Annotated in this window: 22 protein-coding genes; 12 read left to right on the top strand and 10 right to left on the bottom strand. The window is 49.3% G+C overall.

Annotated features, from left to right (window positions below; genetic code table 11):
- The 9 genes from LI114_RS04090 to LI114_RS04050 all read left to right on the top strand — a co-directional run.
- On the top strand, nucleotides 1-482 hold a 482-nt coding region (locus LI114_RS04090), incomplete at its 5' end, for a fibronectin type III domain-containing protein (protein WP_227219564.1).
- Nucleotides 483-633: 151 nt separating this feature from the next.
- A complete protein-coding gene (gene ppk1 / locus LI114_RS04085) occupies nucleotides 634-2796 on the top strand; it encodes a polyphosphate kinase 1 (protein WP_227219562.1) in 2163 nt (720 codons plus the stop codon).
- A 152-nt stretch (nucleotides 2797-2948) separates the two neighbouring features.
- The gene (locus LI114_RS04080; protein ID WP_227219560.1) at nucleotides 2949-4025 is read left to right on the top strand and encodes a DHH family phosphoesterase; all 1077 of its coding nucleotides are present in this window, start codon (nucleotides 2949-2951) and stop codon (nucleotides 4023-4025) included.
- 53 nt (nucleotides 4026-4078) lie between these two features.
- Nucleotides 4079-5455 (top strand): DNA repair protein RadA, encoded by a 1377-nt coding sequence (gene radA, locus LI114_RS04075; protein WP_227219558.1) that lies wholly within the window; start codon nucleotides 4079-4081, stop codon nucleotides 5453-5455.
- Nucleotides 5456-5593: 138 nt separating this feature from the next.
- On the top strand, nucleotides 5594-6277 hold the full coding sequence (locus LI114_RS04070) for a YoaK family protein (protein WP_227219556.1): 684 nt from the start codon (nucleotides 5594-5596) through the stop codon (nucleotides 6275-6277).
- A 206-nt stretch (nucleotides 6278-6483) separates the two neighbouring features.
- A complete protein-coding gene (gene sigG, locus LI114_RS04065; protein ID WP_227219554.1) occupies nucleotides 6484-7263 on the top strand; it encodes an RNA polymerase sporulation sigma factor SigG in 780 nt (259 codons plus the stop codon).
- A gap of 5 nt (nucleotides 7264-7268) precedes the next feature.
- The gene (locus tag LI114_RS04060; protein WP_227219552.1) at nucleotides 7269-8318 is read left to right on the top strand and encodes a hypothetical protein; all 1050 of its coding nucleotides are present in this window, start codon (nucleotides 7269-7271) and stop codon (nucleotides 8316-8318) included.
- Nucleotides 8319-8375: 57 nt separating this feature from the next.
- Complete coding sequence (locus LI114_RS04055) at nucleotides 8376-8591, top strand: hypothetical protein (RefSeq protein ID WP_227219550.1); 216 nt, start codon at nucleotides 8376-8378, stop codon at nucleotides 8589-8591.
- Between the two features lie 252 nt (nucleotides 8592-8843).
- Nucleotides 8844-9632 carry an HAD family hydrolase gene (locus LI114_RS04050; RefSeq protein ID WP_227219548.1) on the top strand — a complete coding sequence of 263 codons (789 nt, stop codon included), beginning with the start codon at nucleotides 8844-8846 and terminating at the stop codon, nucleotides 9630-9632.
- Between the two features lie 47 nt (nucleotides 9633-9679).
- On the opposite strand, the gene LI114_RS04045 is transcribed toward LI114_RS04050, so the two are convergent.
- Nucleotides 9680-10165 carry a PTS glucose transporter subunit IIA gene (locus LI114_RS04045; protein WP_227219546.1) on the bottom strand — a complete coding sequence of 162 codons (486 nt, stop codon included), beginning with the start codon at nucleotides 10163-10165 and terminating at the stop codon, nucleotides 9680-9682.
- A 316-nt stretch (nucleotides 10166-10481) separates the two neighbouring features.
- Between LI114_RS04045 and LI114_RS04040 the strand changes: the two genes are divergently transcribed.
- Complete coding sequence (locus LI114_RS04040; protein ID WP_227219544.1) at nucleotides 10482-12419, top strand: ABC-F family ATP-binding cassette domain-containing protein; 1938 nt, start codon at nucleotides 10482-10484, stop codon at nucleotides 12417-12419.
- A 56-nt stretch (nucleotides 12420-12475) separates the two neighbouring features.
- Nucleotides 12476-12967, top strand: a complete 492-nt coding sequence (locus tag LI114_RS04035) for a hypothetical protein (protein ID WP_227219542.1) — start codon at nucleotides 12476-12478, stop codon at nucleotides 12965-12967.
- Here LI114_RS04035 and rpe read toward each other — a convergent pair.
- From rpe to LI114_RS04015, 4 genes are all read right to left on the bottom strand, one after another.
- Entirely contained in the window at nucleotides 12953-13618 is a 666-nt protein-coding gene (gene rpe, locus LI114_RS04030) for a ribulose-phosphate 3-epimerase (protein WP_227219540.1), read from the bottom strand. The two genes, LI114_RS04035 and rpe, sit on opposite strands and share 15 nt — an antisense overlap.
- Nucleotides 13619-13720: 102 nt before the next feature.
- The gene (yfbR, locus tag LI114_RS04025) at nucleotides 13721-14311 is read right to left on the bottom strand and encodes a 5'-deoxynucleotidase (RefSeq protein ID WP_227219538.1); all 591 of its coding nucleotides are present in this window, start codon (nucleotides 14309-14311) and stop codon (nucleotides 13721-13723) included.
- 63 nt (nucleotides 14312-14374) lie between these two features.
- Nucleotides 14375-15631, bottom strand: a complete 1257-nt coding sequence (locus LI114_RS04020; RefSeq protein ID WP_227219536.1) for a sodium ion-translocating decarboxylase subunit beta — start codon at nucleotides 15629-15631, stop codon at nucleotides 14375-14377.
- 35 nt (nucleotides 15632-15666) lie between these two features.
- The gene (locus tag LI114_RS04015) at nucleotides 15667-16116 is read right to left on the bottom strand and encodes an OadG family protein (protein ID WP_227219534.1); all 450 of its coding nucleotides are present in this window, start codon (nucleotides 16114-16116) and stop codon (nucleotides 15667-15669) included.
- Nucleotides 16117-16397: 281 nt separating this feature from the next.
- Here LI114_RS04015 and LI114_RS04010 point away from each other — a divergent pair, with 281 nt between their 5' ends.
- Nucleotides 16398-17198, top strand: coding sequence for a mechanosensitive ion channel family protein (locus LI114_RS04010; RefSeq protein ID WP_227219532.1), 801 nt, complete (start codon nucleotides 16398-16400; stop codon nucleotides 17196-17198).
- Between the two features lie 21 nt (nucleotides 17199-17219).
- On the opposite strand, the gene LI114_RS04005 is transcribed toward LI114_RS04010, so the two are convergent.
- From LI114_RS04005 to LI114_RS03985, 5 genes are all read right to left on the bottom strand, one after another.
- A complete protein-coding gene (locus tag LI114_RS04005) occupies nucleotides 17220-17402 on the bottom strand; it encodes a hypothetical protein (protein ID WP_227219530.1) in 183 nt (60 codons plus the stop codon).
- A complete protein-coding gene (locus LI114_RS04000) occupies nucleotides 17399-17605 on the bottom strand; it encodes a hypothetical protein (protein ID WP_227219529.1) in 207 nt (68 codons plus the stop codon). The genes LI114_RS04005 and LI114_RS04000 overlap by 4 nt, the downstream gene beginning before the upstream one ends.
- Before the next feature lie 75 nt (nucleotides 17606-17680).
- Entirely contained in the window at nucleotides 17681-18394 is a 714-nt protein-coding gene (locus tag LI114_RS03995) for a ComF family protein (protein ID WP_227219527.1), read from the bottom strand.
- Nucleotides 18366-20609 (bottom strand): ATP-dependent RecD-like DNA helicase, encoded by a 2244-nt coding sequence (locus LI114_RS03990; RefSeq protein WP_227219525.1) that lies wholly within the window; start codon nucleotides 20607-20609, stop codon nucleotides 18366-18368. The genes LI114_RS03995 and LI114_RS03990 overlap by 29 nt, the downstream gene beginning before the upstream one ends.
- A gap of 10 nt (nucleotides 20610-20619) precedes the next feature.
- A complete protein-coding gene (locus LI114_RS03985) occupies nucleotides 20620-20970 on the bottom strand; it encodes a hypothetical protein (protein ID WP_227219523.1) in 351 nt (116 codons plus the stop codon).
- Nucleotides 20971-21063 lie beyond the last annotated feature (93 nt).

Here is a 21063-nt window from a genome sequence, read left to right as displayed (position 1 = left end):
CCGCGACGAAAGATTCTATTAGGGTGAACTGGCAGGGCGTAAAGTGCGACGGCTATCAGCTCTACATGAGCGAAAACGGCGGTGCTTACACCAAAGTAGCCACGGTAAAGGGCGCGAGCGCAGGCACTTACAAGGTCAAGAATTTGAAGAGCGGTACTAAGTACACTTTCAAGCTTAGAGCGTATGGCAGACGTGCGGACACAAACGGCGTTATCACCAGCGCGATGATAAAGAAGAGCAAATCTACGCAGAGCAGTGTTGTTAATCCTGAGTATGGTACTGTTACTTATGAGGATATGAGCGGCGTTTCTGGTTGGGAAAAATGTAGTGCTGCTGTTTCTTGGGAAGGAGATCACTGGAGCATACTAACATTTGCTTCTGATGAAGCTTTAAAATTTGCTAAACCTTATATTATCCCTGATAGAGATGGCAAAGACGGAGAAAACTTCTGCGTTACTGTTTGGGTATATGGCACGCTCTAATTGAATTAAGAAATCAAAAAGTCACCTCTTGGCGGGGTGGCTTTTGCTATTTGCGCGGAGATCATTTTACATCAAATTTATTGACTTTAGTTTCACAAAGTGATATAATAAAAACTGAGTGAAAGAATATAAACGAAAGGCGGCAAGAAACTTGAGCGCTGAAAAAAACAAGACACTTTCAGTTTTTGATAACCGCGAGCTTTCATGGCTGAAATTTAATAAACGAGTGTTGGAGGAAAGCGCGGATAAAAGCGTTCCGCTGATGGAAAGGCTGCTTTTTGAGTCGATATATTGCAGTAATCTGGACGAATTTTACATGGTGCGAGTAGGCTCGCTGATAGACCAGATGATGATAAACGATAAGCGCCGCGACGGCAAGACCGCCCTGCGCCCCAGTCAGCAGCTGCAAAAAATATACCGCAAAACGCGCGAGCTGGGCGAAATAAAGGACGAGATATTCGCCGAGAACGAAGCGGCTATGGCGCGCGAGGGCGTGAAGCGGCTGACCTGTTCCGAACTTACCCCCGAGCAGCGCAGCTTTGCCGACAGGCACTTTTTGTACGAGATAAAGCCGCTGCTGAGCGCCTGCATAGTCGATAAAAGACACCCGTTCCCTTTCATCGAGGGAAAAGAGATATTCGCGGCGGTGAATTTAGACTCGGAAAACGGCAGCCTGCTCGGAATAATAACCTGCTCGGGCAAGCCGCAGAGGGTGATATTCCTGCCTGCGGGCGCGGGAAAGACGGAGTACATACTGGCGGAAGAGCTGATAGAGGAGCGCGCGGGCGAGCTTTTTGAAGCGTACAGCGTGCGCGAAAAGGTGACCTTGCGGCTGACGCGCAGCGCAGACATAAACACCGATAAGCTTTCAGACCGCGAGATAGATTACCGCGAGTGCATGACGGCGCTGATAGGTCTAAGAAAAAAGCTCGCGCCGGTAAGAATGCAGCTTTCGCATGGCGTTTCGGAATACTTTCTCGACACGCTGATGGAACAACTGGAGCTGAAAAGAGATCAGATATTTACCGAACGTTCGCCGCTGGATATGAGCTACGTTTCGCAAGTTTCAGACAAGATAGCCGAGCGCAGAGAGCTTTTTTACGACGAGCTTTCGCCCCGCCGCTCCCCCGCCGTAAAGGACGGCGTGCCCATGCGCGAACAGATAGCGGCTAAGGATATACTGCTGGCATTCCCATACGAAACGATAGAGCCATTCATACGCCTGCTGAACGAATCGGCGGACGACCCGCGAGTGACTTCGATAAAGATAACGCTTTACCGCGTTGCGAAAAACTCGCAGATAATCAAAGCGCTGTGCCGCGCAGCTGAGAACGGCAAAAAGGTTACCGCCTGCGTAGAACTGCGCGCTAAATTTGATGAAGAGCACAACATAGCCTGCTCAAAGCTGCTGGAAGAGGCGGGCTGCCGAGTGATGTACGGCCCGCCGGGGCTGAAAGTACACTCGAAGCTCTGCCTTATCACCGCAGATGAAAACGGCAACACCACCCACACCACGCAGATCGGCACGGGCAATTACAACGAAAAGACAGCCGCGATATACACCGACCTCTCGCTCATGACCGCCGACCCCGACATCGCGGCGGACGCGGAAAAGGTGTTCCACGCGCTCTCGACAGGCACATTGCCAAACGACACGGCGCGGCTGATGGTATCGCCGCTGTGTTTGCAAAACAGAGTGCTGGAGATGATGGACAACGAGATAGCCATAGCGCAAACGGGCGGCGAGGGGTACATCGGCGCAAAGATGAACTCGCTGACGGACAAGAAGATAATAAACAAGCTGATAGAGTGCTCACAGGCGGGCGTGAAAGTAGACCTGATAATCAGAGGCACTAGCTGCCTTGTGGCGGGCGTACCGCGCGTGAGCAACAACATACGCATTATCTCGATAGTCGGCAGATATTTAGAGCACGCGCGAATCTATATCTTCGGCAAGGACGTTCGCCGAAAGGTTTACATATCGTCGGCGGACTTCATGACGCGAAACACCTGCCGCAGGATAGAGGTAGCCGCTCCCCTGCTTGACGAGGACGCGAAAGAGCGCGCGGTGAGCATATTTGAAACGCAGCTTGCGGACAACGTGAAAGCCCGCGAGCAGCAGCCGAACGGCGAATATATGTACATCAAGACCGACCTGCCGCGAATGGACGCGCAGAGGTTTTTATATTCGCAGGCGTACTCCGCAGAGCCGAAGCAGGCTGAAAAGGCTGAACAGACGAAAGCAGAGCCGAAGAAAAAGCGCTCGATATTCGCAAGGATAGCGGACTTTTTTAGACGGAAGAAGCGCGGATAAATTAAGCATAATACCGCCCTGAATGATAATTTTTCGGGCGGTTTTTTGTGCAAAATTCTGAAAATAAAAAAAGTAAGCCGCGGGTATTGAAAGCTTGATTAAAATATGTTAAAATAAAAACATAAAGCGCATTATGAAAGGACCAATGATATATGACCCAAAGACTGGAAAGTCTTTTAAGCGTGCTGAAAGGACACAGAATATTTATTCAGACGCACAATTTTCCCGACCCCGACGCAATAGCCAGCGCATACGGCGTACAGCGGCTGCTGGAGCATTTCGACATGAAAGCCATGATAATTTACAGCGGAACGGTCGCGAAAACATCTACTGCGAACATGTTGGACATGCTCGGCATAGAGATGACCGACATAGAGCAGATAAGCGACCTCAGCGCAAAAGACGCTATAATTACGGTAGATTCGCAGACTAATAATTCCAACATCGCCAAAATCGACGGCACGGTGGTAGCCTGCATCGACCACCACCCTACTGTGGTGCACTACGACTACAAGTTCCGCGACGTGCGCATATGCGGCTCGTGCTCAACGCTGGTGGCGGGATATTTCTTTGAAAACGACCTGCCTATGGACGAAAGCACGGCCACGGCGCTGATGTACGGTCTGAGAATGGACACCGAAGACCTAAAGCGCGGAATGACCGAGCAGGACGTGGAAATATTCGCCAAGCTCTTTTCTATTGCGGATCAGGAAAAGCTGAAAACGCTGGCAAGACAGCAGATGGACTTTGCCGACCTTAAAGCGTACACTATGGCGCTGAGCAACATAAAAGTTTTCGGCGACATAGGATTTTCATTCATCGACAGCGAAGCTTCAGACGGTCTGATAGCATCAGTCTGCGACTTTATGCTGACACTGGTGGAGGTACAGTTCGCGATAGCGTATTCATACCGCGGAAACGGGCTGAAATTCTCAGTGCGCTCATCTATCGAGTACCTCGACGCAGGCACGATAACTACAAACGCGCTTGAGGGCATCGGAACAGGCGGCGGACACAGCACCATGGCGGGCGGATACTTGCCTTTTGAAAGCATAGAGGACGCAGAATTTGACCTTGAAGAAGAGATACAGAACAGATTTATAAACGCTGTATATTTCTGCCGAGAGCTGCAAAATGTGCTCACTGACCCGCTTATAAAATTCATTGAGAACACACCCGAACACGCAGAGGACATACCGCCCGAGAGCGTGCAGGCTGTAAATAACTAACAACAAGCGTATCTGCAAAATGCGGGTACGCTTATTTTGAAAAGAGGAATAAAATGGCTAAAGCAAAGACCGTATATGTGTGCTCGCAGTGCGGGTACGAATCGGGAAAATGGAACGGCAGGTGCCCATCATGCGGCGAATGGAACACATTTGAGGAGAACACGCCGATAGTATCATCGCGCACATCGGCAAAACGCGCGGTATCGGTACGCGACGTTTCAGACGGGATATTTGAGATAAACGACATCGACGCGGAAGCGAACGAAACGCGCTGGAGCACGGGGCTGAAAGAGCTTGACCGCGTGCTGGGCGGCGGCATAGTGAAAGGCAGCCTTGTGCTGCTGGGCGGCGAGCCGGGCATCGGCAAATCGACGATGCTGCTGCAAATATGCCAAACGCTGGGTGACGACCACACTATACTCTACGTTTCGGGCGAGGAATCGCTGCGGCAGATAAAGCTGCGCGCGCAGCGGCTGGGGGTAGACAGCGGAAATCTGTATCTGCTGAGCGAAACGGACTGCGAAGCGATATGCAGCGTGATAATCAAGGAAAAGCCGGAGATTGCGATAATCGACTCGATACAGACCATGAACATCGAAGCGATAGCCTCGGCGGCAGGCTCGATAACGCAGGTGCGCGAGTGTGCTAATCTGCTGATGAAAACGGCGAAATCGCAGGAGATACCAATGCTGATAGTCGGTCACGTTAATAAAGACGGCGCTATCGCAGGGCCTAAGGTAATGGAGCACATAGTTGACTGCGTGCTGTACTTTGAGGGACAGAAAAATCTGCCGTATCGGATACTGCGCGGCATAAAGAACCGCTTCGGCTCGACGAACGAGATAGGCGTTTTTGAGATGAACGACAAAGGATTGAGCGAGGTGGCTAACCCCTCTGAGATGCTGCTTTCGGGACGTCCGCAGGACGCTTCTGGCTGCTGCGTCGCCTGCGTGATGGAAGGTTCGCGGCCGATACTTGCCGAGGTGCAGGCGTTGGTGACAAAGAGCGCTTTTAACGTGCCGCGCCGCACCGCCACCGGCTTTGACTACAACAGAATGGCGATACTGATAGCCGTACTGGAAAAGCGAATGGGTTACTATTTCGGCGGACTGGACGTTTACATGAATGTGGTAGGCGGGTTTGATATAAATGAGCCTGCCGCAGACCTGCCCGTGGCGCTCTCGCTGTACTCGAGCATGACGGACAAGTGCGTAAGCCCGGACGTGATAACATTCGGCGAGATAGGTCTGGCGGGCGAGCTTCGCGGAGTACAGCGCACCGCTCAGCGAATATCGGAAGCGCAGCGGCTTGGCTTTAAGAAGTGCATAGTGCCCGCGACCTCGCTAAAAGGCGTTGACAAGAGCGCTTTTGAGATAGAAATAGACGAAGTGAACACGATACAGGACGCTTTCAAGGCGGCGCTGGAGTGATATAACACAAGCAAAATCAATAAAAAACGGTAAAATCGGCGTGTATATTTGTAAAGAATAATGTTGACACCTGCGCTTTTAAAGTGTTATAATGAATATGTGAAATTGAGAAAATGTAACATTTGAAGGTGGTCAAATATGGATTTGAGGTACGAAAGAGTGCTTCACCGTATCGCCGCGCTGATAGGCGGCTTCGCGGGGGCGTACACCGTACTGATACGGCTGAACCTGGGCTCTTCGCAGACTATGAATCTGCTGGAAATGCTGACGGGGCTGCTGGGAAAAGATTACTTGCAGGCTGTGCTGCATTTTATAGGTATGCTGCTATACGCTGGGGCGGTATTTACAGCCGTTTACCTCAGCAAAAAGGGCAGGATAGATATGAAGCTTTTCAGCATGGCGGTGAACGCCGCAGGATTTATAGTGCTGGGTCTGCTGCCCGCCGATATAAACCGCTGTGTGGGTCTTTACCCTACGTTCGTCATGATGTCGATACAGTGGGTGGTATTCGGAAGCATCGGCGGATACGCAAGCTCGCCGATATTCTCGACGAACAATCTGCGGCAGACGGTCGGCGCGTTGGCCGAGTACGTCTGCGACCACAAAAATGAGCACCTCGACAAAGCGAAATACTTTGCGGGCACCCTGCTTTTTTTCCATCTGGGCGCGGTAGGCGGATTTTTCGCCTGCAAGGCGCTTGGCATAAAAGCGGCATTTCTCGGCATTATCCCATGCGCAGCGCTTGCGGCGGTAGTGTTAGTGAGCGAATACGCGAAAAGCACGAACGACCTGCCGATAGAGGCAAACGAAATGGACATATAAAAATATCACGAACGGCATTTTTACAGTGCCGTTCTTTTTTGCATATTTGCGGGAACAACGGCATAGGATATAACGTACAAGCATTTCGCAGCAGAGTATTGGAGCATCAATTCATTGGAATAAATTACAATTAAAAATTGCGAATACCTTCATATTTTCGCGGCAATAATTTATAACAAGAGCGCTAAATATGGAGGAAGCTGTAAATGCAGTATAATAAAGTAGAGATCAGCGGGATAAATACCGCCGAGCTGAAGCTATTGACAGAGGACGAAACAAAAGACCTGCTGCGCAGGACGAAAGAGGGCGACGAGCAGGCGCGTGAGAAGCTGATACAGGGCAATTTCAGGCTGGTGCTTAGCGTGCTGCAAAAGTTCATCGGCAGGGGCGAATCGGCGGACGATCTGTTTCAAGTCGGGGTGATCGGGCTAATAAAGGCTATCGACAATTTCAACATCGAGCTGAACGTGAAATTTTCGACATACGGCGTGCCGATGATACTCGGCGAAGTGCGGAGATACCTGCGCGACAACCAATCGGTGCGCGTAAGTCGCTCGATGAGAGACATGGCGTACAAGGCTATGCAGGCGAAGGAAAAGCTGACGGCGCAGATCCGCTGTGAGCCAACCGTCGAGCAGATAGCGGCGGAGATAGGCGCGAATCGCGCGGACGTAGTGATAGCGCTGGAGTCGATAACCGACCCCGTATCGCTATTCGAGCCGATATATTCCGATTCCGGCGACACGCTGTACGTTATGGATCAAATAAGCGACCGCACCGACAGCAACGCCGCGCTTAACGAAATGCTGGTGAACGACGCTGTGAGCAAACTGCCAGAGCGTGAGCGAAACATTCTGGCACTGCGGTATTTGCAGGGCAAAACGCAAGTGGAGGTCGCGAAAGCGATAGGCATTTCGCAGGCGCAGGTATCGCGGCTGGAAAAAAGCGCGATAATGAACATCAAAAATCAGATAGAGGCGACGTGATCTGTATGATAAAAAGACGGCTGATCTCAGCGACGCTGGCGTACGCGCTCACTGCCTACGCGGCGGCGCTGATAATTTTCTCGGAGCAAACTGTAAGCGATATGCAAACGGCGCTGGCGCGCTGCATAAACGTGATGATACCCTCGCTTTTCGCGTTCATGGCGATCTCAGATCTCATGATACGCAGCGGGGCGTACATATTTATATCAAAGCTGCTGACTCCCCTCGCGTGGATAACGGGGCTGCCGAAGCAGGCGATGTTCCCGCTGCTGATGGGAAACATCGGCGGCTACCCCGTCGGCACGGCGGTGATATGCACGATGCTGGACAACGGGCGCATCGACAAAAAAAGCGCGGCGCGGCTGACGGGCTTTTGTTACAACGGCGGGCCTGCATTTTTCAGCGGAGCGGTAGGGCTAACGGTGTTCGGGTCAGCTAAAGTCGGGCTAATGATATTCGCGGCGATGATCGCGGGAAATCTGCTGAGCGCCGCTATACTCTCACGCATATTCAAGATACACTGCGAGGCGCGCGGCGAAAAATTCAAACTGAGCGGAGATATGCTCGCCGAAAGCGTTGATACGGCAGGCAGAGGGCTTTTCAAGATCTGCTGTATGATACTCTTCTTTCAGACGGCGATAACGATACTGCGGTGCAGCGGCGCGATGAACGCGATAAGCGATAACGAACTGAGAACGCTCGCGTACTCGCTGCTGGAGATCTCAAACCTCTCGGCGATGGATGGGCTGCCCTACCGTTTATTACCGCTGATAGCGGCTTCGGGTGCGCTGGGAGGGTTATGCGTGATGATGCAGATAAAGACGATCATCGGCGGACGTTTCAATATGCTGCCATTTTTAGGCACACGATGCATTAGCGCGGCTTTTGCAGGAATATTTTGCATGATATTCAGCAAGATATTTGGCGAAAATTACATAGCCGCGGCGAGCAAGCCTGTTTTTATCGTCAATTTCAACAATTTTATACCCGTCGTTTGCTTGATTATGATGATTTTTTTGACAGTTTTGAAAAAAAGACTAGCATTTTCGGAATAAATGTGGTATAATAATTAGGTAAAAAGAAATGCCCTAGCATTAAGGAGATGTATTATAATGGCTAAAAAGAAAAACTTTTTCGGAAACGGCATTCAGCCCTCTTGTTCGTACTGCCTTTATGGCAACCGCTCGAAAGAAGGCAACAAGGTGCTTTGCGAAAGACAGGGTCTTGTTGACGCCGATTATTCATGTAAGAAATGGATCTATGATCCTATAAAAAGAGTACCTAAGAAGCAGCTTGAGATCCCGAATCAGGAGGATGACATCATCTGATAACGGTGCTCTGAACATAAGCATTATAACAAAGCAAGGCGTTTTTCGTATGTGAAGCACCTTGCTTTTTTGTGGTTTATACGCGTTTTTATGCTCAAATAGCGGACCCTGGCTGAAAAATTTTTGTACAAAGCGACGATTTGTAAGAAAAAGCGATTTTAACACTCTTATTATTTGAATTGTTCATAAAATTAGGCTATAATAATCACAGTATACGATTTTACGCGACACGATAAGAGAGGTATTTGGATCATGATAAAGCTTATCGCTTCAGATATAGACGGAACACTGGTAAACTCAGCCAAAGAACTGCCGCCGGACTTTGACGAACTGATCGAAAAATTGAAAGCCAAGGGAATTACGTTCGCCGTTTCAAGCGGTAGAAGCCTTACCGCTTTGCAGGAGCAGTTTGGCAAATACATTGACGATATATCAATAATCTGCGACAACGGCGCACTGATAATCGACAAGGGCAAGATACTCAGTAAATCGGTGATGCCTCGTGAGAGAGTTCTGCGCATAATCGACGTTTGCGAGCAGAACGGCATGGTGCCGCTGCTTTGCAGTCCAAACAACACATTTATGCCCGAGGGCGACTCCGCCTACCACCGCGAGGTACAGCTTTACTACAAGAAGCACTGCATACTGAAAGACCTGCGCGACTTTGACGACAACATCACAAAAGTTGCCGTTTATAACGAGCACGGCATGGAAGAAAACGGTCTGAAAATACTTCAGCGCGAGTTTTCTGACGTATTCAAAGTAGTGCTTTCGGGATTTTACTGGGCGGATATCATGAATGTTGGCGTTACGAAAGGCAGGGGCATAGAGGTTCTTCAGCAGCGGCTTGGCGCTTCATACGAGAGCACAATGGCTTTTGGCGATTACCTGAACGACATCGAGATGCTCAACAGCGCGTATTACAGCTATGCTATGGAGAACGCACACCCGCTGGTAAAGAACACGGCGAATTTCCACACCGGCTCAAACGAAGATTTTTCGGTAATGAAAGAGATAAACAAGCTTATCTTTGATCAATAAAAATAAGGCGACTTGCTGCTGAGCAAATCGCCTTTTTAGTGTACATTTTAAACTGTAATAGTCATTACAGGTTGGTTGAACGAAGTGACCTTGCCGTAGCGGATATTGAAAGACGGCAGCGAATCGCTGTTTGTGACTATGACCGCCGCCATAAGCTCGGCTGCAGGCTGAGCGACGTTCCAAAGCGGCTGACCCTGCGTGATAGTATCCCCCGAAGCGACAAGTGCAGAGATATCAAGCTCACAAGCAGACTCCTGCGGCTCTATGGAAACCATGATAAGCATATTATCGGGAGTTTTCACGGTGATCTCATGACTGTTGGCAGAAACATCTTTGACCTCACCTGAAATAGGTGCTACAAACTCATTTGCGGAAGGTATGACGCCAAAGCCATCGCCCAAAATAAGGCTGGAAAAAGCGTCGTTTGAAAGCTTTTCTAAAGCTATAACATTGCCCAGACAGCATGACGTGATAACGCGAAGATTTTCGGTTTTTTTATCATGTGCGCTGTGCTGACCTCCGTGAAAATTCATGGGCTTACCTCCCCTCATGATATTATTACAACCATCAATTTCACTATATTTCTTAATATTTATTTTAACAAATTATTATCGAAATTGCAAGAGCAAAATGAACAAAAAATCAAGCGCCATGAGATTTTTGTTATTGTGCTCAACCATCTCATATAAATTGCGCGCTTATTGGGCATTTTAAACAACAACACATATCACAAATAAATATAATAAATGCAGAAAAAACCAACCAAAGTTGAAAAATTCATAATTGTTTTATAAAATTAAAACTAGAAAAATATTTAGGCGGAACTGACTGCCGACGAGGAGAAACTTTATGCTGATAAACATTGAACATATTTACAAATATTTTAACGGCGAACCGCTGCTGAAAGATATATCATTCACGCTGAACGAGGGCGAAACTGTGGGGCTTGTCGGCAGGAACGGCAGCGGAAAATCGACCTTACTGAAAATGATACTCGGCGAAGAGGAGTATGACAAATCGCCGACGGGCGAGGGCGTTTTTACGGTAAAGGACTGCGCTATCGGCTTTTTGGCGCAGAACAGCGGGCTGAACAGCTCGGCGACCGTTATTGAAGAGATGAACAGCGCATTTTCGCGGCTTTTTGAGATAAAAGAAAAGATGGACAAGCTGGCGGAGGACATGACGAAGTGCGTTGGTGATGAACTGGAGTTTGCATCAGCTGAGTACAGCTCGCTTTCGGCGTATTTTGAAGCGCACGACGGCTACAACACCGACTTTAAGATCAAGCTGATACTCAACGGCATGGGCTTTTCCGACTTAGCTTACGACCGAGTAGTATCTTCCCTTTCGGGCGGCGAGAAAACGCGTTTGGCGCTCGCGAAGCTGCTTTTGGAACAGCCTGAGCTGCTGATACTGGACGAGCCGACAAACCACCTCGACTTTAAAACGCTTATGTGGCTGGAGGGATACTTGAAAACCTACCGCGGCGCTATAATAATTGTATCGCACGACAGATATTTCCTTGACAAGATATGCACAAAGATCTGCGAGATCGAAAACGGGCGGATAACGGCTTTTCGCGGCAATTATTCCGACTACGTATTGCAGAAAGAGCAGCATACAGCGCGGCAGATGAAGGAGTACGAGGCGCAGCAGCGCGAGATCTCGCAGCTAGAGGACTACATCGCGCGGAACAAGGTGCGCGCTTCGACAGCGAAAATGGCGAAATCGCGGCAGCATATGCTGGACAGAATGGAGGTCATCGACCGCCCTGCCGCCGCAGAACGTCCGCCGAAAATCAAGCTCGATTACAGCATCGAGCCGACGAAAGACGTTGTGCAGGTTATCGACTGCCCGCTGACTGTCGGCGAGGGCAGCTCGGCGAAAACGCTGATCGAAGACCTGACGATAAAGGTGCGGCGCGGCGAGCACGTCGCGATAATCGGCGACAACGGCATCGGCAAAACCTCAGTGCTAAAGCTGATACAGGGCATTATCCCGCACAAAAGCGGCAACATTCTTTGGGGTAATAATGTAAAAGTATCCTATTTCGACCAAGAGCACGCTTCACTTAACCCGCACGACACAGCGATAGAGGCGGTAGCGAGGCGCTTTCCGCAGATGACGGACGGCGAGATACGCAAGGCATTGGCTTCGGTACTGTTTCGCGGCGAGGACGTTTTCAAGCCGGTCTCTGTGCTCAGCGGCGGTGAACGCGCAAAGCTGTGTTTCGCGATAATGGCGCTGAACCACGGCAACTTGCTGATACTCGACGAACCGACGAACCACATCGACCTGCCGACAAAAGAGGTACTGGAGGAAGCGCTGAAGGAGTTTGGCGGCACGATGATACTTGTTTCGCATGACAGATATTTGCTGAACAAGACGGCTTCGCGGATAGTGGAGCTGACGCCGAACCATGTGCGATCTTTCGACGGCGATTTTGATTTTTACATCAACACGATCACCGAGGAGGAGAAGAGCGCTGCTGAGCGGCAGGCGGAAGAGAAGCGCGCCGCGGCAGCTGAGGAGTACAATGAGAAAAAGCAGAAGCAGTACCGCTCGAAGCAGCAGCGCGCCGATGACGCCAAGCGCAGGCAACTTATGCGCGACCTTGAGAACGAGATAGAGCAGATAGAGGAGCAGATCGCCGAACTGGAGGAGGAGATCGCCTCGCCGGAGATCGCAGCGGACTTTGCGATAATGACAGAAAAATGCAGCCAATTGGAGGCGCTGCGCGCGCAGGCTGACGAAAAAATGGAACAATGGGCGACGCTGGACGCTTAACCAAAAACACCTCGACGGAGTATACTGAAATAAGTAACTCTATCGAGGTGTTTTATTTGGATATAAATATTTTATCGTGCGGCTGCGCGAAAGTGAGCGTGAGCAGCGAGGAGTGTCGGCTTTCGGGGATAAATTACGAGAGCTTTTCGCCCGAAAACAAGACGGCGAAACTATTTTTGGCTTCGGTTATCGCGCGACTGGAGGTCATGGGCGTGGTGGTCGGCCGTGGCGAAAAGATCACGGCGGAGATTTTTGAGCAGGAGGACGAAAGCCTTATAATTTACATTTGTGGTAAAGATCTGATAAATGTGCGTGCAAAAAACACGGCGGAAAGGCTTTACGGCGTGGTCTGTGAAACTCCGCGAGATGTAATCTTAAAACTTAAAAAGATTGGTAATGTGGAGAATGAGCTATATAAACTCGGCGAGAAGTATGCTCTGCTGAGCAAAACGCCGCTGGAAAACAGCGTCAGCGAGATAACGGCAGCAAAAATAAAGGAGTACGGCGAGCTACTCACCGATACTCCGCAAAAGTTAATTGATCTCTGAATTTTTTCCGCGCAGAATATTGACGGCGCGGCGCATTTCGTCCGACTTGAAAAGGTACGAACCCGACACGAGCACATCTGCACCAGCTTCTAGCACCATCGGCGCAGTGTAGGCGTTGATACCGCCATCGACCTGAATGCGTATCTCCCTGCCAGATTCGTTGACGAGTTGGCGCGCTTCCGTGATTTTTGAAAGCGTTTCGGTCAGGAAAACCTGTCCGCCAAAACCAGGCTCAACTGTCATAATAAGTATCATGTCTAGCTGAGAAATGTACGGCTTAATGTACGCAACTGGCGTTGCGGGCTTTATCGCAAGACCGACTTTACAGCCAAGCGCGCGAATTTTCGCGATAACAGACTGAATATCGGGGGTAGATTCATAATGCACAGTAATGCCATTTGCACCGAGCATTGCATAATTTCCCACATAACGGATAGGGTCGGTAATCATCAGGTGCGCGTCGATAGGGATAGAGATCGACTTGCTGACGCTTTTTAAAACTGGCTCACCGAAACTGATATTACGGACGAAAAGCCCATCCATGACGTCATAATGGATCCAATCAACCCCCGCCAGCTCGGCGCGTTTAATCTCTCTTTCAAGATTTGAAAAGTCGCTTGCAAGCAACGAAGCGGCAACCAGATTATCCATTTTGCTTGACCCCCTTGTCATGATACCATTTAATTATAGCTCATAATCATCCATTAGTCAATAGCTTTCGATAAATTTATACAAGATTTTAATATTTTTATATCATTTCAACGTAGTCTGATCGTCCAAAGTCAGACCAAACGCAGGGAGAAACTCGTCGATGAACATTTCGGCTTCGGGAATTTCCAGAGCATGGATACTTTCAAGCGTGGATTTTTCAGCAGACGAGAAATCATCGTTACCCATTTTGCGCTCTTCGATACACTTAATCAGCGCCGAGATCTTATCAGCCGCCTTGACCAGCTTCCAAAGTTCTTTCTCTTGCTCATAAGGAACGAACAGAGGCTCGTAGTCTGCACGAAGATCATCAGGAAGATATGAAAGCAGGCGCTCTGCCGCGACATTTTCTATCTCGGCATACACGCTGCGAATTTCAGGATTGTAATATTTTACAGGGGTCGGCAGGTCGCCCGTAATTATCTCGGTCGTGTCGTGATACATGGCTAACAGTGCGCAGCGCTCAGCGTTGATATTGCCGCCAAAACGACGATTACGCAGGAGCGCAAGAGCGTGTGCAATGAACGCCGTTTCCAACGAATGTTCGCTGATATTTTCAGAGATAGTATTGCGCATCAGCGCCCAGCGGTCGATATATTTCATGCGGGAGATCATCGCAAAAAATTTTTCTGACATAAATTCACCTCATAAAAAAAAATGACGGGACACTTCTCCCGTCATTTTGATATACAAAATTTATCAGCCGATCTGAACTATGCTGAGCAGAACGCCGGCCGCAACAGCAGAACCGATAACGCCTGCAACGTTCGGACCCATAGCGTGCATGAGCAAATAGTTGGTCGGATTTTCCTGCTGACCTACCTTCTGCGAAACACGGGCAGCCATAGGAACAGCGGAAACGCCGGCAGAGCCGATCAGCGGGTTAATAGTCTTGCCGGAAGCAAGATACATTATCTTACCAAGAAGCACGCCGCAAGCAGTAGCAAGCGAGAATGCGATCACGCCGAGGAAAATCACCTTGCCGAACGACCATGTGATGATGCTGTCGGCTCTAGTGGTAGCGCCTACGGAGATTCCGAGGAAGATTGTGATGATATTCATAAGCTCGTTCTGAGCGGTCTTAGCGATTCTGTCGCAGCAACCGGACTCTTTAAGCAGGTTGCCGAACATCAGCATACCTACCAACGGAGCGGCGTCGGGGATCATCAGTGCGATAACTACGGTAACGAGTATCGGGAAAAGGATCTTCTCAGTTTTGGAAACAGTTCTCAACTGACCCATCACTACCGAACGCTCTTTCTTAGTGGTGAGCGCTTTCATGATAGGCGGCTGAATGATAGGCACGAGCGCCATGTATGTGTACGCCGCAAGTGCGATAGTACCAACTCCGATACTGTCGGAGTTTGAGAGCAGCTTAGACGATACAAAAATAGCTGTAGGGCCGTCCGCACCGCCTATTATAGCGATAGAAGCACACTCCGCAGCGGTCATTCCGAGGAGTGCCGCACCGATGAATGTGAAGAAGATACCGCCCTGCGCAGCAGCACCGAGCAGGAAGCTTTTCGGGTTTGCGATCAGCGGACCAAAGTCGGTCATAGCGCCGATTCCCAAGAATATCAGCGGCGGATAAAGCTGTAATTTTACACCTAAGTAAAGTATATCCAGCAGACCGCCGTGCCGCAAGATATATCCATAGTCCAAATAGTGGTCATTCAAAACGGTAGCTCCCGTCGGGTCTACCTCATTTTTCTCCATATATTGCCAGAATTCTGAATGATACATTCCTGCACCGGGCAGGTTTGTAAGCAGCATACCAAAGGAAATAGGCAGCAGGAGCAGTGGCTCGAAGCCCTTGGCGATAGCAAGATACATAAACACGAACGAAATAAGAATCATGATTACATTTTTCCAGCCGCCGTCTGCCAAAAAGCCTGCAAAACCCGATTTATTGGCAAGGTCTGCTAATGTGTTTAAAAAGCTTTCCAGTATAGCCATATCAGCTAATCAGTCCTTTCGTGAAATTATCGACATCAAAACGGGCGTGTTGCTTCGCTGAGAGCCGCCGCTCCCCATGCGTTTCTAACACGTCTGCTGCCGCTGCCGCCGTCTGCACTTCTGATGCTTCTTACAGCAAGCTTTTTGCCTGTCTGCGCACCGTAAGCCGCAATGGCCGCCGCTATAACAGCCGCTACCTCTTCCTCAATACCGTCTTCGATAACGGGTGCAGGAGCGGGCGCGTGAGCTTTTTCCGCCTTTGCTTCAGACTTTGCCGCAGCCGCCGCAGCAGCTTTTTTAGCAGCTTTGTCGTTGACAGCCTGGAATATTTTACCATAAAGCCATACAAGCGCTATAAGCAGTATAAGACCGATAAAAACAACAGCCAGACCGGTGATAACTACCGCGGCGACAGTTTCGGCGCCGAGGTCTTTATCAGAAGTGTGGATAACGTTATCGGCAAACTGGTATAAACCGCTATTCATACTATATCTCTCCTTTTTGCGAATATTCTAACCGAAGAAATATGCGTATATACACAATTTCATCAATTGATTACTATTTATTATACACCAAATCCGCAAAAAAAACAAGTGTAAAAGAGCTTAAAAATGACGATACTTTACAAAAAAATATCGAATTTTTTTAAGTGAAAATATGAATGCAATTTTAATTTGAGAAGTACACATTATGTTAAAAAAATTCTTACTAAATGTTATCAAGCTTCTGCTATACTATTTAAAAATAAGCTTTAAGGAGAGTAAATATGCTTGACAGATTTCAGGAGAGGCTGGCAGACTACGCACCGAACCTTTTTTACGCACTGATAATTTTCATTGTCGGATACATCGTGATACGACTTATAGTTAAGTTTTTAAAGACTGTTTTTTCGCGTTCGCATATCGAGGAAACAGGCTGGAGCTTTCTTGTATCGCTGATACGCGCAGTGCTGTACGTTATCCTCGCGGTGATGATACTTTCGCAACTGCAAGTGCCGATGTCCTCTATCATTGCAACGCTCGGCACGGCAGGACTTGCCATTGGTCTGGCGCTAAAAGAGAGCCTTTCAAACGTCGCGGGCGGCTTTATAATTATGTTCACACGTCCGTTCAAGTCGGGCGACTATGTTGAGATCAAAGGCAGCCAGGGCATCGTCAGCCGAATCACGATCCTTTACACAAAACTGCTGACTATGGATAACAAATGCATCATGATACCGAATGGCACGGTAGCTTCTTCCATAATAACCAACTACACGCAGGAGGAACTGCGCCGTTTGGAGCTGACTTTCAACATCTCATACGCCGACGATTTCCGCGCTGCTGAGGAAGCTATTGCGAATGTAGTTGCGGCGAACAGTTTTGCTCTCGACAAACCAGACGCTCCTTTTATCCGCGTGTGCGAACATTCAGCAAATTCTGTAAAGCTTTTACTGCGTGTGTGGGTAAAGTCTGAGAATTACTGGGAGCTTCGCTATGCTTTGCTGGCGGACGTAAAGGACGCTTTCGACCGAGAAAACATCGAGATACCGTACAATCAGCTCGATGTACATCTCGACAAAAATTGAACAAAGGCGGCGCAGACCGCCTTATTTTTTTAGCAGCGACTCCATCTTAGCAAGTTTTGACGACATTCTGAGCTGCCCCTCTAACACTTCTGCCGCCGCGCTTTCCGCCTGCGTGCCGCAAAGCTGGCTGTAGATCAGGCAGCTTTCGGACGAGATCTGCCGAACTGTCAGCCTTGCTTTAACAATATTTTCTGGTTCATTCATACATCTACCTCGCCGATTACGCTTTCGAGCCTATTAACATGATTTTCCGCCGAAGCGCAGAGCTTCTGAAACTCGTCACGAATACGCGGCTCTTCCGTTTGGTCAACACACTCGTGAAAAAGCACCGCAAGCTCCTGCGAACTGCTCAGCATACACCTCAACTGCGCCTGCACCCGTTCTTTTTCACTGCTATTATTTTCCATAAAGCACCTCAAATATAAAATATCAGGCAGCGCCGCCGTGGCACTGTCTGATTAGTCTGCTCGATTTTTACGATTTTATACGTTGGATTCAAATTTTCTGGAAGTATCTGTGCGGCAAATAGTGGCAACGCTCACGCTTTTCGCACCAAGTTCTTTCAGCAAAGCGGCACATTTGTTGACCGTCGCGCCGGACGTAAAAATATCATCGCAGAGGATAACGCGCTTGCCGCTGAGGTCGGCGGCTTTCGGAGAAATAAAATACGCATTTTCAGCCGCCGCAAGGCGCTCTTTTTTTGCTAAAGTGTGCTGTTCGGTAGAGGTGCTTCGACGTTTCAGCAAAACGAAGTCGGTCTTAATGTCCATATTTTTGGACAGATACTCAGCGAACACCTGCGCTTGATTATAGCCGCGCCTGCGGACTTTCTTAGCATTCATCGGCACGGCAGTGATAATGTCGGCAGACTGCCCGTCTGTTTCAAACTTCATTGCGAGGTATTTTGCGGCAAATTTTGCAAAATTTACTCCGTTACGGCTTTTCAGTGCGAGAACGGCTGATTTGGCGTTGCCCTTGTACCAGAATAAGGCATTTGCATAGTCGAAATTCGCCGGCTCGTCCGTCTGCATGGCAAATACTGCCTGCCAAGGTATATCCTCGATGTACGGCAGATCTGCGCCGCATTTATCGCAGAAAGTTTCGTTCCAGGCGATAGTTTTGTCACAAGATACACAGCGGTTCGGGAAAATTATATCCAGCCAAAAGTCAGAGCGTGTCAGAAATGTCAGATCCATGCGAATTCAGCTCCTTCAGCAGATCTTTCAAACAGGTGTAGCGCAGAGTGCGGCGGTTGTTATCGATCATGAAATTAACGCGGCGGTTTTGTCCAACTATCACCAGCAGTTTTTTTGCGCGCGTTACCGCTGTGTAAAGCAAGTTGCGGTAGTAAAGCTTATCATATCCGCCAAAAACAGTAAGCACAACAGCATCATATTCGCTGCCCTGACTTTTGTGCACGGTGATCGCGTATGCTAGCTCGAGATTATCCAGCATATCCGCCGTGTAGACGCACTCGCGGCCGTCGAAGTCGATATTCAGCGTGCGAACTATCTTGTTGCAGGCGGTTATCTTGCCGATGTCACCGTTGAATATTCCCGCGCCGCTTTCGGTCTTTTCACCGGTACGTTTTTTCCATATAATGTCGTAATCATTGCGAGTTTGCATGACCTTATCGCCCGTGCGGTAGGTAAAGAGCGGCGTTTTCAGCTCGCTTTTGCCCGCCGCGGGTGGGTTGAGCTGCTGTTGAAGAAGTTTGTTCAGCTCCTGAGTGCCCGCAGGGCCTTTTTTCGTAGGCGAGAGCACCTGTATATCATCGAACGGCGAGTAGCCGTAGGCTTTCGGCAGGCGCGTTTTGCAAAGCTCAGAAACTAGCGTTTGCAGCCCCTCAAAATCCATTCGCTGCATAAAAAAGAAATCATTGTCTTTCTGCGTGAGGTCGATATGTTCGCCGTTGACGATCTTGTGTGCATTCGTGACTATCGCGCTTTTTTGCGCCTGTCGGAAAATCTCATTTAGGCGCACGACGGGCATGACGCCGCTTTCGATTATGTCTTTCAGGACGTTTCCTGCGCCGACAGAGGGCAGCTGGTCGGAGTCGCCGACGAGGACGAGCTTGCAGGTGAGTTTTATACCGCGCAGGACTGCTTCAAAAAGCAGCGTATCGACCATCGACATCTCGTCGATTATCAGCGCGTCGCATTCGAGCAGGTTATTTTCGTCATGCACGAAGCTCATGTTATCGCCGTCGGTCGGCTTGACCTCCAATAGGCGGTGTATCGTTTTCGCTTCAAAGCCGCTGATGTCGGAAAGGCGTTTTGCCGCACGACCGGTCGGCGCGGCGATCATAACGTTCATTCCCTGCTGTTTATAAAGGTCGATTATCGCGTTGAGCGTGGTGGTTTTTCCTGTGCCGGGGCCGCCCGTTATCACAAGAAATCCGTACGAGAGTGCGAGATTTATCGCCTTACGTTGAAGTTCGGCATACTCAACGCCGCTGTTCTTCTCGGCGATGTCGATAACGTCGGAAAAATCTATCTTATTGTCATACGAGCACTCTTTCATTATCGAGAGCCGCCGAGAGATGTAATCCTCAGCCTTAAAAAAATCATAGAGCATTATGTATTTTCTGCCATTTTTTATATAGCAGTAGAGCGACTCATCGGTAAGCTCGTCCGCGAGAACTTTGTCGAAGATCAGGCGGTCTATTTTCAGAAAATCGCATGTGGTTTTTGCAAGCTTATCCAGTGGCAGGCAGGTGTGACCCGCATTGGCATTTTCACGAAGAACGCAGGAAATTCCAGCATTTACACGATTCTCATCGTCCCCGGCTATCTCCAAACTTTTCGCGACCTCGTCTGCTTTGTTGAAAGGCACATTCACTGCGGGATTGCAGAGCACATATGGGTTTGAGCGTATCAGCAGTTCGGCATTTTCGCCCCAGCGTTTGAAGGCGCGTATGCAGGCAGACATCGGTATATTGAAAGTTGAGAGGAACGCCATCAGCGTGCGCACCGCGAAATTTTGCTTGAACTGCTGCGACATTTTCTCCGCTTTCTGCGGCGTTATACCCGCCACCTCACAAAGTCTTTCGGGCTCAGTTTCAAGCACCTCGAGGGTCTTTTCACCGAATTTTTTCACGATCGCGCGCGCAGTTATCACGCCGATGCCTTTTATCGCGCCGCTGGCGAGGTAGCGCTGTATCGCGGAGGCAGACTTCGGCAGGCTGCGTTCGCAAAGCTCGCATTTGAACTGTTCGCCGAATTTCTGGTGGGTAACGAACCTGCCCGTGCATACAAGCTCTTCGCCCTCCTCAACATTGCCAAGCTCGCCGACAACGGGATAAAGCTCGCCGTCAGATTTCAGCATTATGACGGCAAATCCCGTATCGTCGCTGCGGTATATCACGCTGTCAACTTCGCCCTCTAATTTTTCGTCTGTATTATTCTGCATCTTATATCCCTTAACTGTCCGTTTTTTTACTCTCTTTAAAATAATTTCTCTGCAAATAATCGCCCAGCGAGGAAATATGAACGGTGTGCACCGTAGCGTATTCCTGCGCCAGCCGCTGCGCCGCGTAAGTATTGGGCGAAACATCGCCCGTCACTAGCAGTATGTCTTTCGCGTATAGCGGGTCGCTGAAAGCTTCCTCCCAGTAGCAGGCTTTTACGCGCCTTTCAAAAAGCTCGTCGTTTGCCGCGACGGGTATCAGCAGCAGTGCCTTGCAGCAGCGCCGCTTTCTGTTTTTGAAACGAATTACCAGCGGCAGTATCACGATTAGCGCGAGTATCGCCGCAGTGATCGCTGTACTCATTATCATCACCGCCAAAATGTATTTTCTACACTATATGCGGCGGGACTCTTTTGGTTACTGCTGAAATAAATGATAACACATTTTGCGGGCGAT

It is taken from the genome of Ruminococcus sp. 210702-SL.1.03 (assembly GCF_020559915.1).
GTDB lineage: Bacteria > Bacillota > Clostridia > Oscillospirales > Ruminococcaceae > YE71.
This window is presented reverse-complemented; position numbering and strand designations above follow the sequence as displayed.

What these genes read in the sequence shown, in the direction of transcription:
- LI114_RS04080 (WP_227219560.1), top strand. Translation starts at nt 2,949, where the DNA reads ATGACCCAAAGACTGGAAAGTCTTTTAAGCGTGCTGAAAGGACACAGA.
- radA (WP_227219558.1), top strand. Translation starts at nt 4,079, where the DNA reads ATGGCTAAAGCAAAGACCGTATATGTGTGCTCGCAGTGCGGGTACGAA.
- LI114_RS04070 (WP_227219556.1), top strand. Translation starts at nt 5,594, where the DNA reads ATGGATTTGAGGTACGAAAGAGTGCTTCACCGTATCGCCGCGCTGATA.
- sigG (WP_227219554.1), top strand. Translation starts at nt 6,484, where the DNA reads ATGCAGTATAATAAAGTAGAGATCAGCGGGATAAATACCGCCGAGCTG.
- LI114_RS04060 (WP_227219552.1), top strand. Translation starts at nt 7,269, where the DNA reads ATGATAAAAAGACGGCTGATCTCAGCGACGCTGGCGTACGCGCTCACT.
- LI114_RS04055 (WP_227219550.1), top strand. Translation starts at nt 8,376, where the DNA reads ATGGCTAAAAAGAAAAACTTTTTCGGAAACGGCATTCAGCCCTCTTGT.
- LI114_RS04050 (WP_227219548.1), top strand. Translation starts at nt 8,844, where the DNA reads ATGATAAAGCTTATCGCTTCAGATATAGACGGAACACTGGTAAACTCA.
- LI114_RS04045 (WP_227219546.1), bottom strand. Translation starts at nt 10,165, where the DNA reads ATGAATTTTCACGGAGGTCAGCACAGCGCACATGATAAAAAAACCGAA.
- LI114_RS04040 (WP_227219544.1), top strand. Translation starts at nt 10,482, where the DNA reads ATGCTGATAAACATTGAACATATTTACAAATATTTTAACGGCGAACCG.
- rpe (WP_227219540.1), bottom strand. Translation starts at nt 13,618, where the DNA reads ATGGATAATCTGGTTGCCGCTTCGTTGCTTGCAAGCGACTTTTCAAAT.
- yfbR (WP_227219538.1), bottom strand. Translation starts at nt 14,311, where the DNA reads ATGTCAGAAAAATTTTTTGCGATGATCTCCCGCATGAAATATATCGAC.
- LI114_RS04020 (WP_227219536.1), bottom strand. Translation starts at nt 15,631, where the DNA reads ATGGCTATACTGGAAAGCTTTTTAAACACATTAGCAGACCTTGCCAAT.
- LI114_RS04015 (WP_227219534.1), bottom strand. Translation starts at nt 16,116, where the DNA reads ATGAATAGCGGTTTATACCAGTTTGCCGATAACGTTATCCACACTTCT.
- LI114_RS04010 (WP_227219532.1), top strand. Translation starts at nt 16,398, where the DNA reads ATGCTTGACAGATTTCAGGAGAGGCTGGCAGACTACGCACCGAACCTT.
- LI114_RS04005 (WP_227219530.1), bottom strand. Translation starts at nt 17,402, where the DNA reads ATGAATGAACCAGAAAATATTGTTAAAGCAAGGCTGACAGTTCGGCAG.
- LI114_RS04000 (WP_227219529.1), bottom strand. Translation starts at nt 17,605, where the DNA reads ATGGAAAATAATAGCAGTGAAAAAGAACGGGTGCAGGCGCAGTTGAGG.
- LI114_RS03995 (WP_227219527.1), bottom strand. Translation starts at nt 18,394, where the DNA reads ATGGATCTGACATTTCTGACACGCTCTGACTTTTGGCTGGATATAATT.
- LI114_RS03990 (WP_227219525.1), bottom strand. Translation starts at nt 20,609, where the DNA reads ATGCAGAATAATACAGACGAAAAATTAGAGGGCGAAGTTGACAGCGTG.
- LI114_RS03985 (WP_227219523.1), bottom strand. Translation starts at nt 20,970, where the DNA reads ATGAGTACAGCGATCACTGCGGCGATACTCGCGCTAATCGTGATACTG.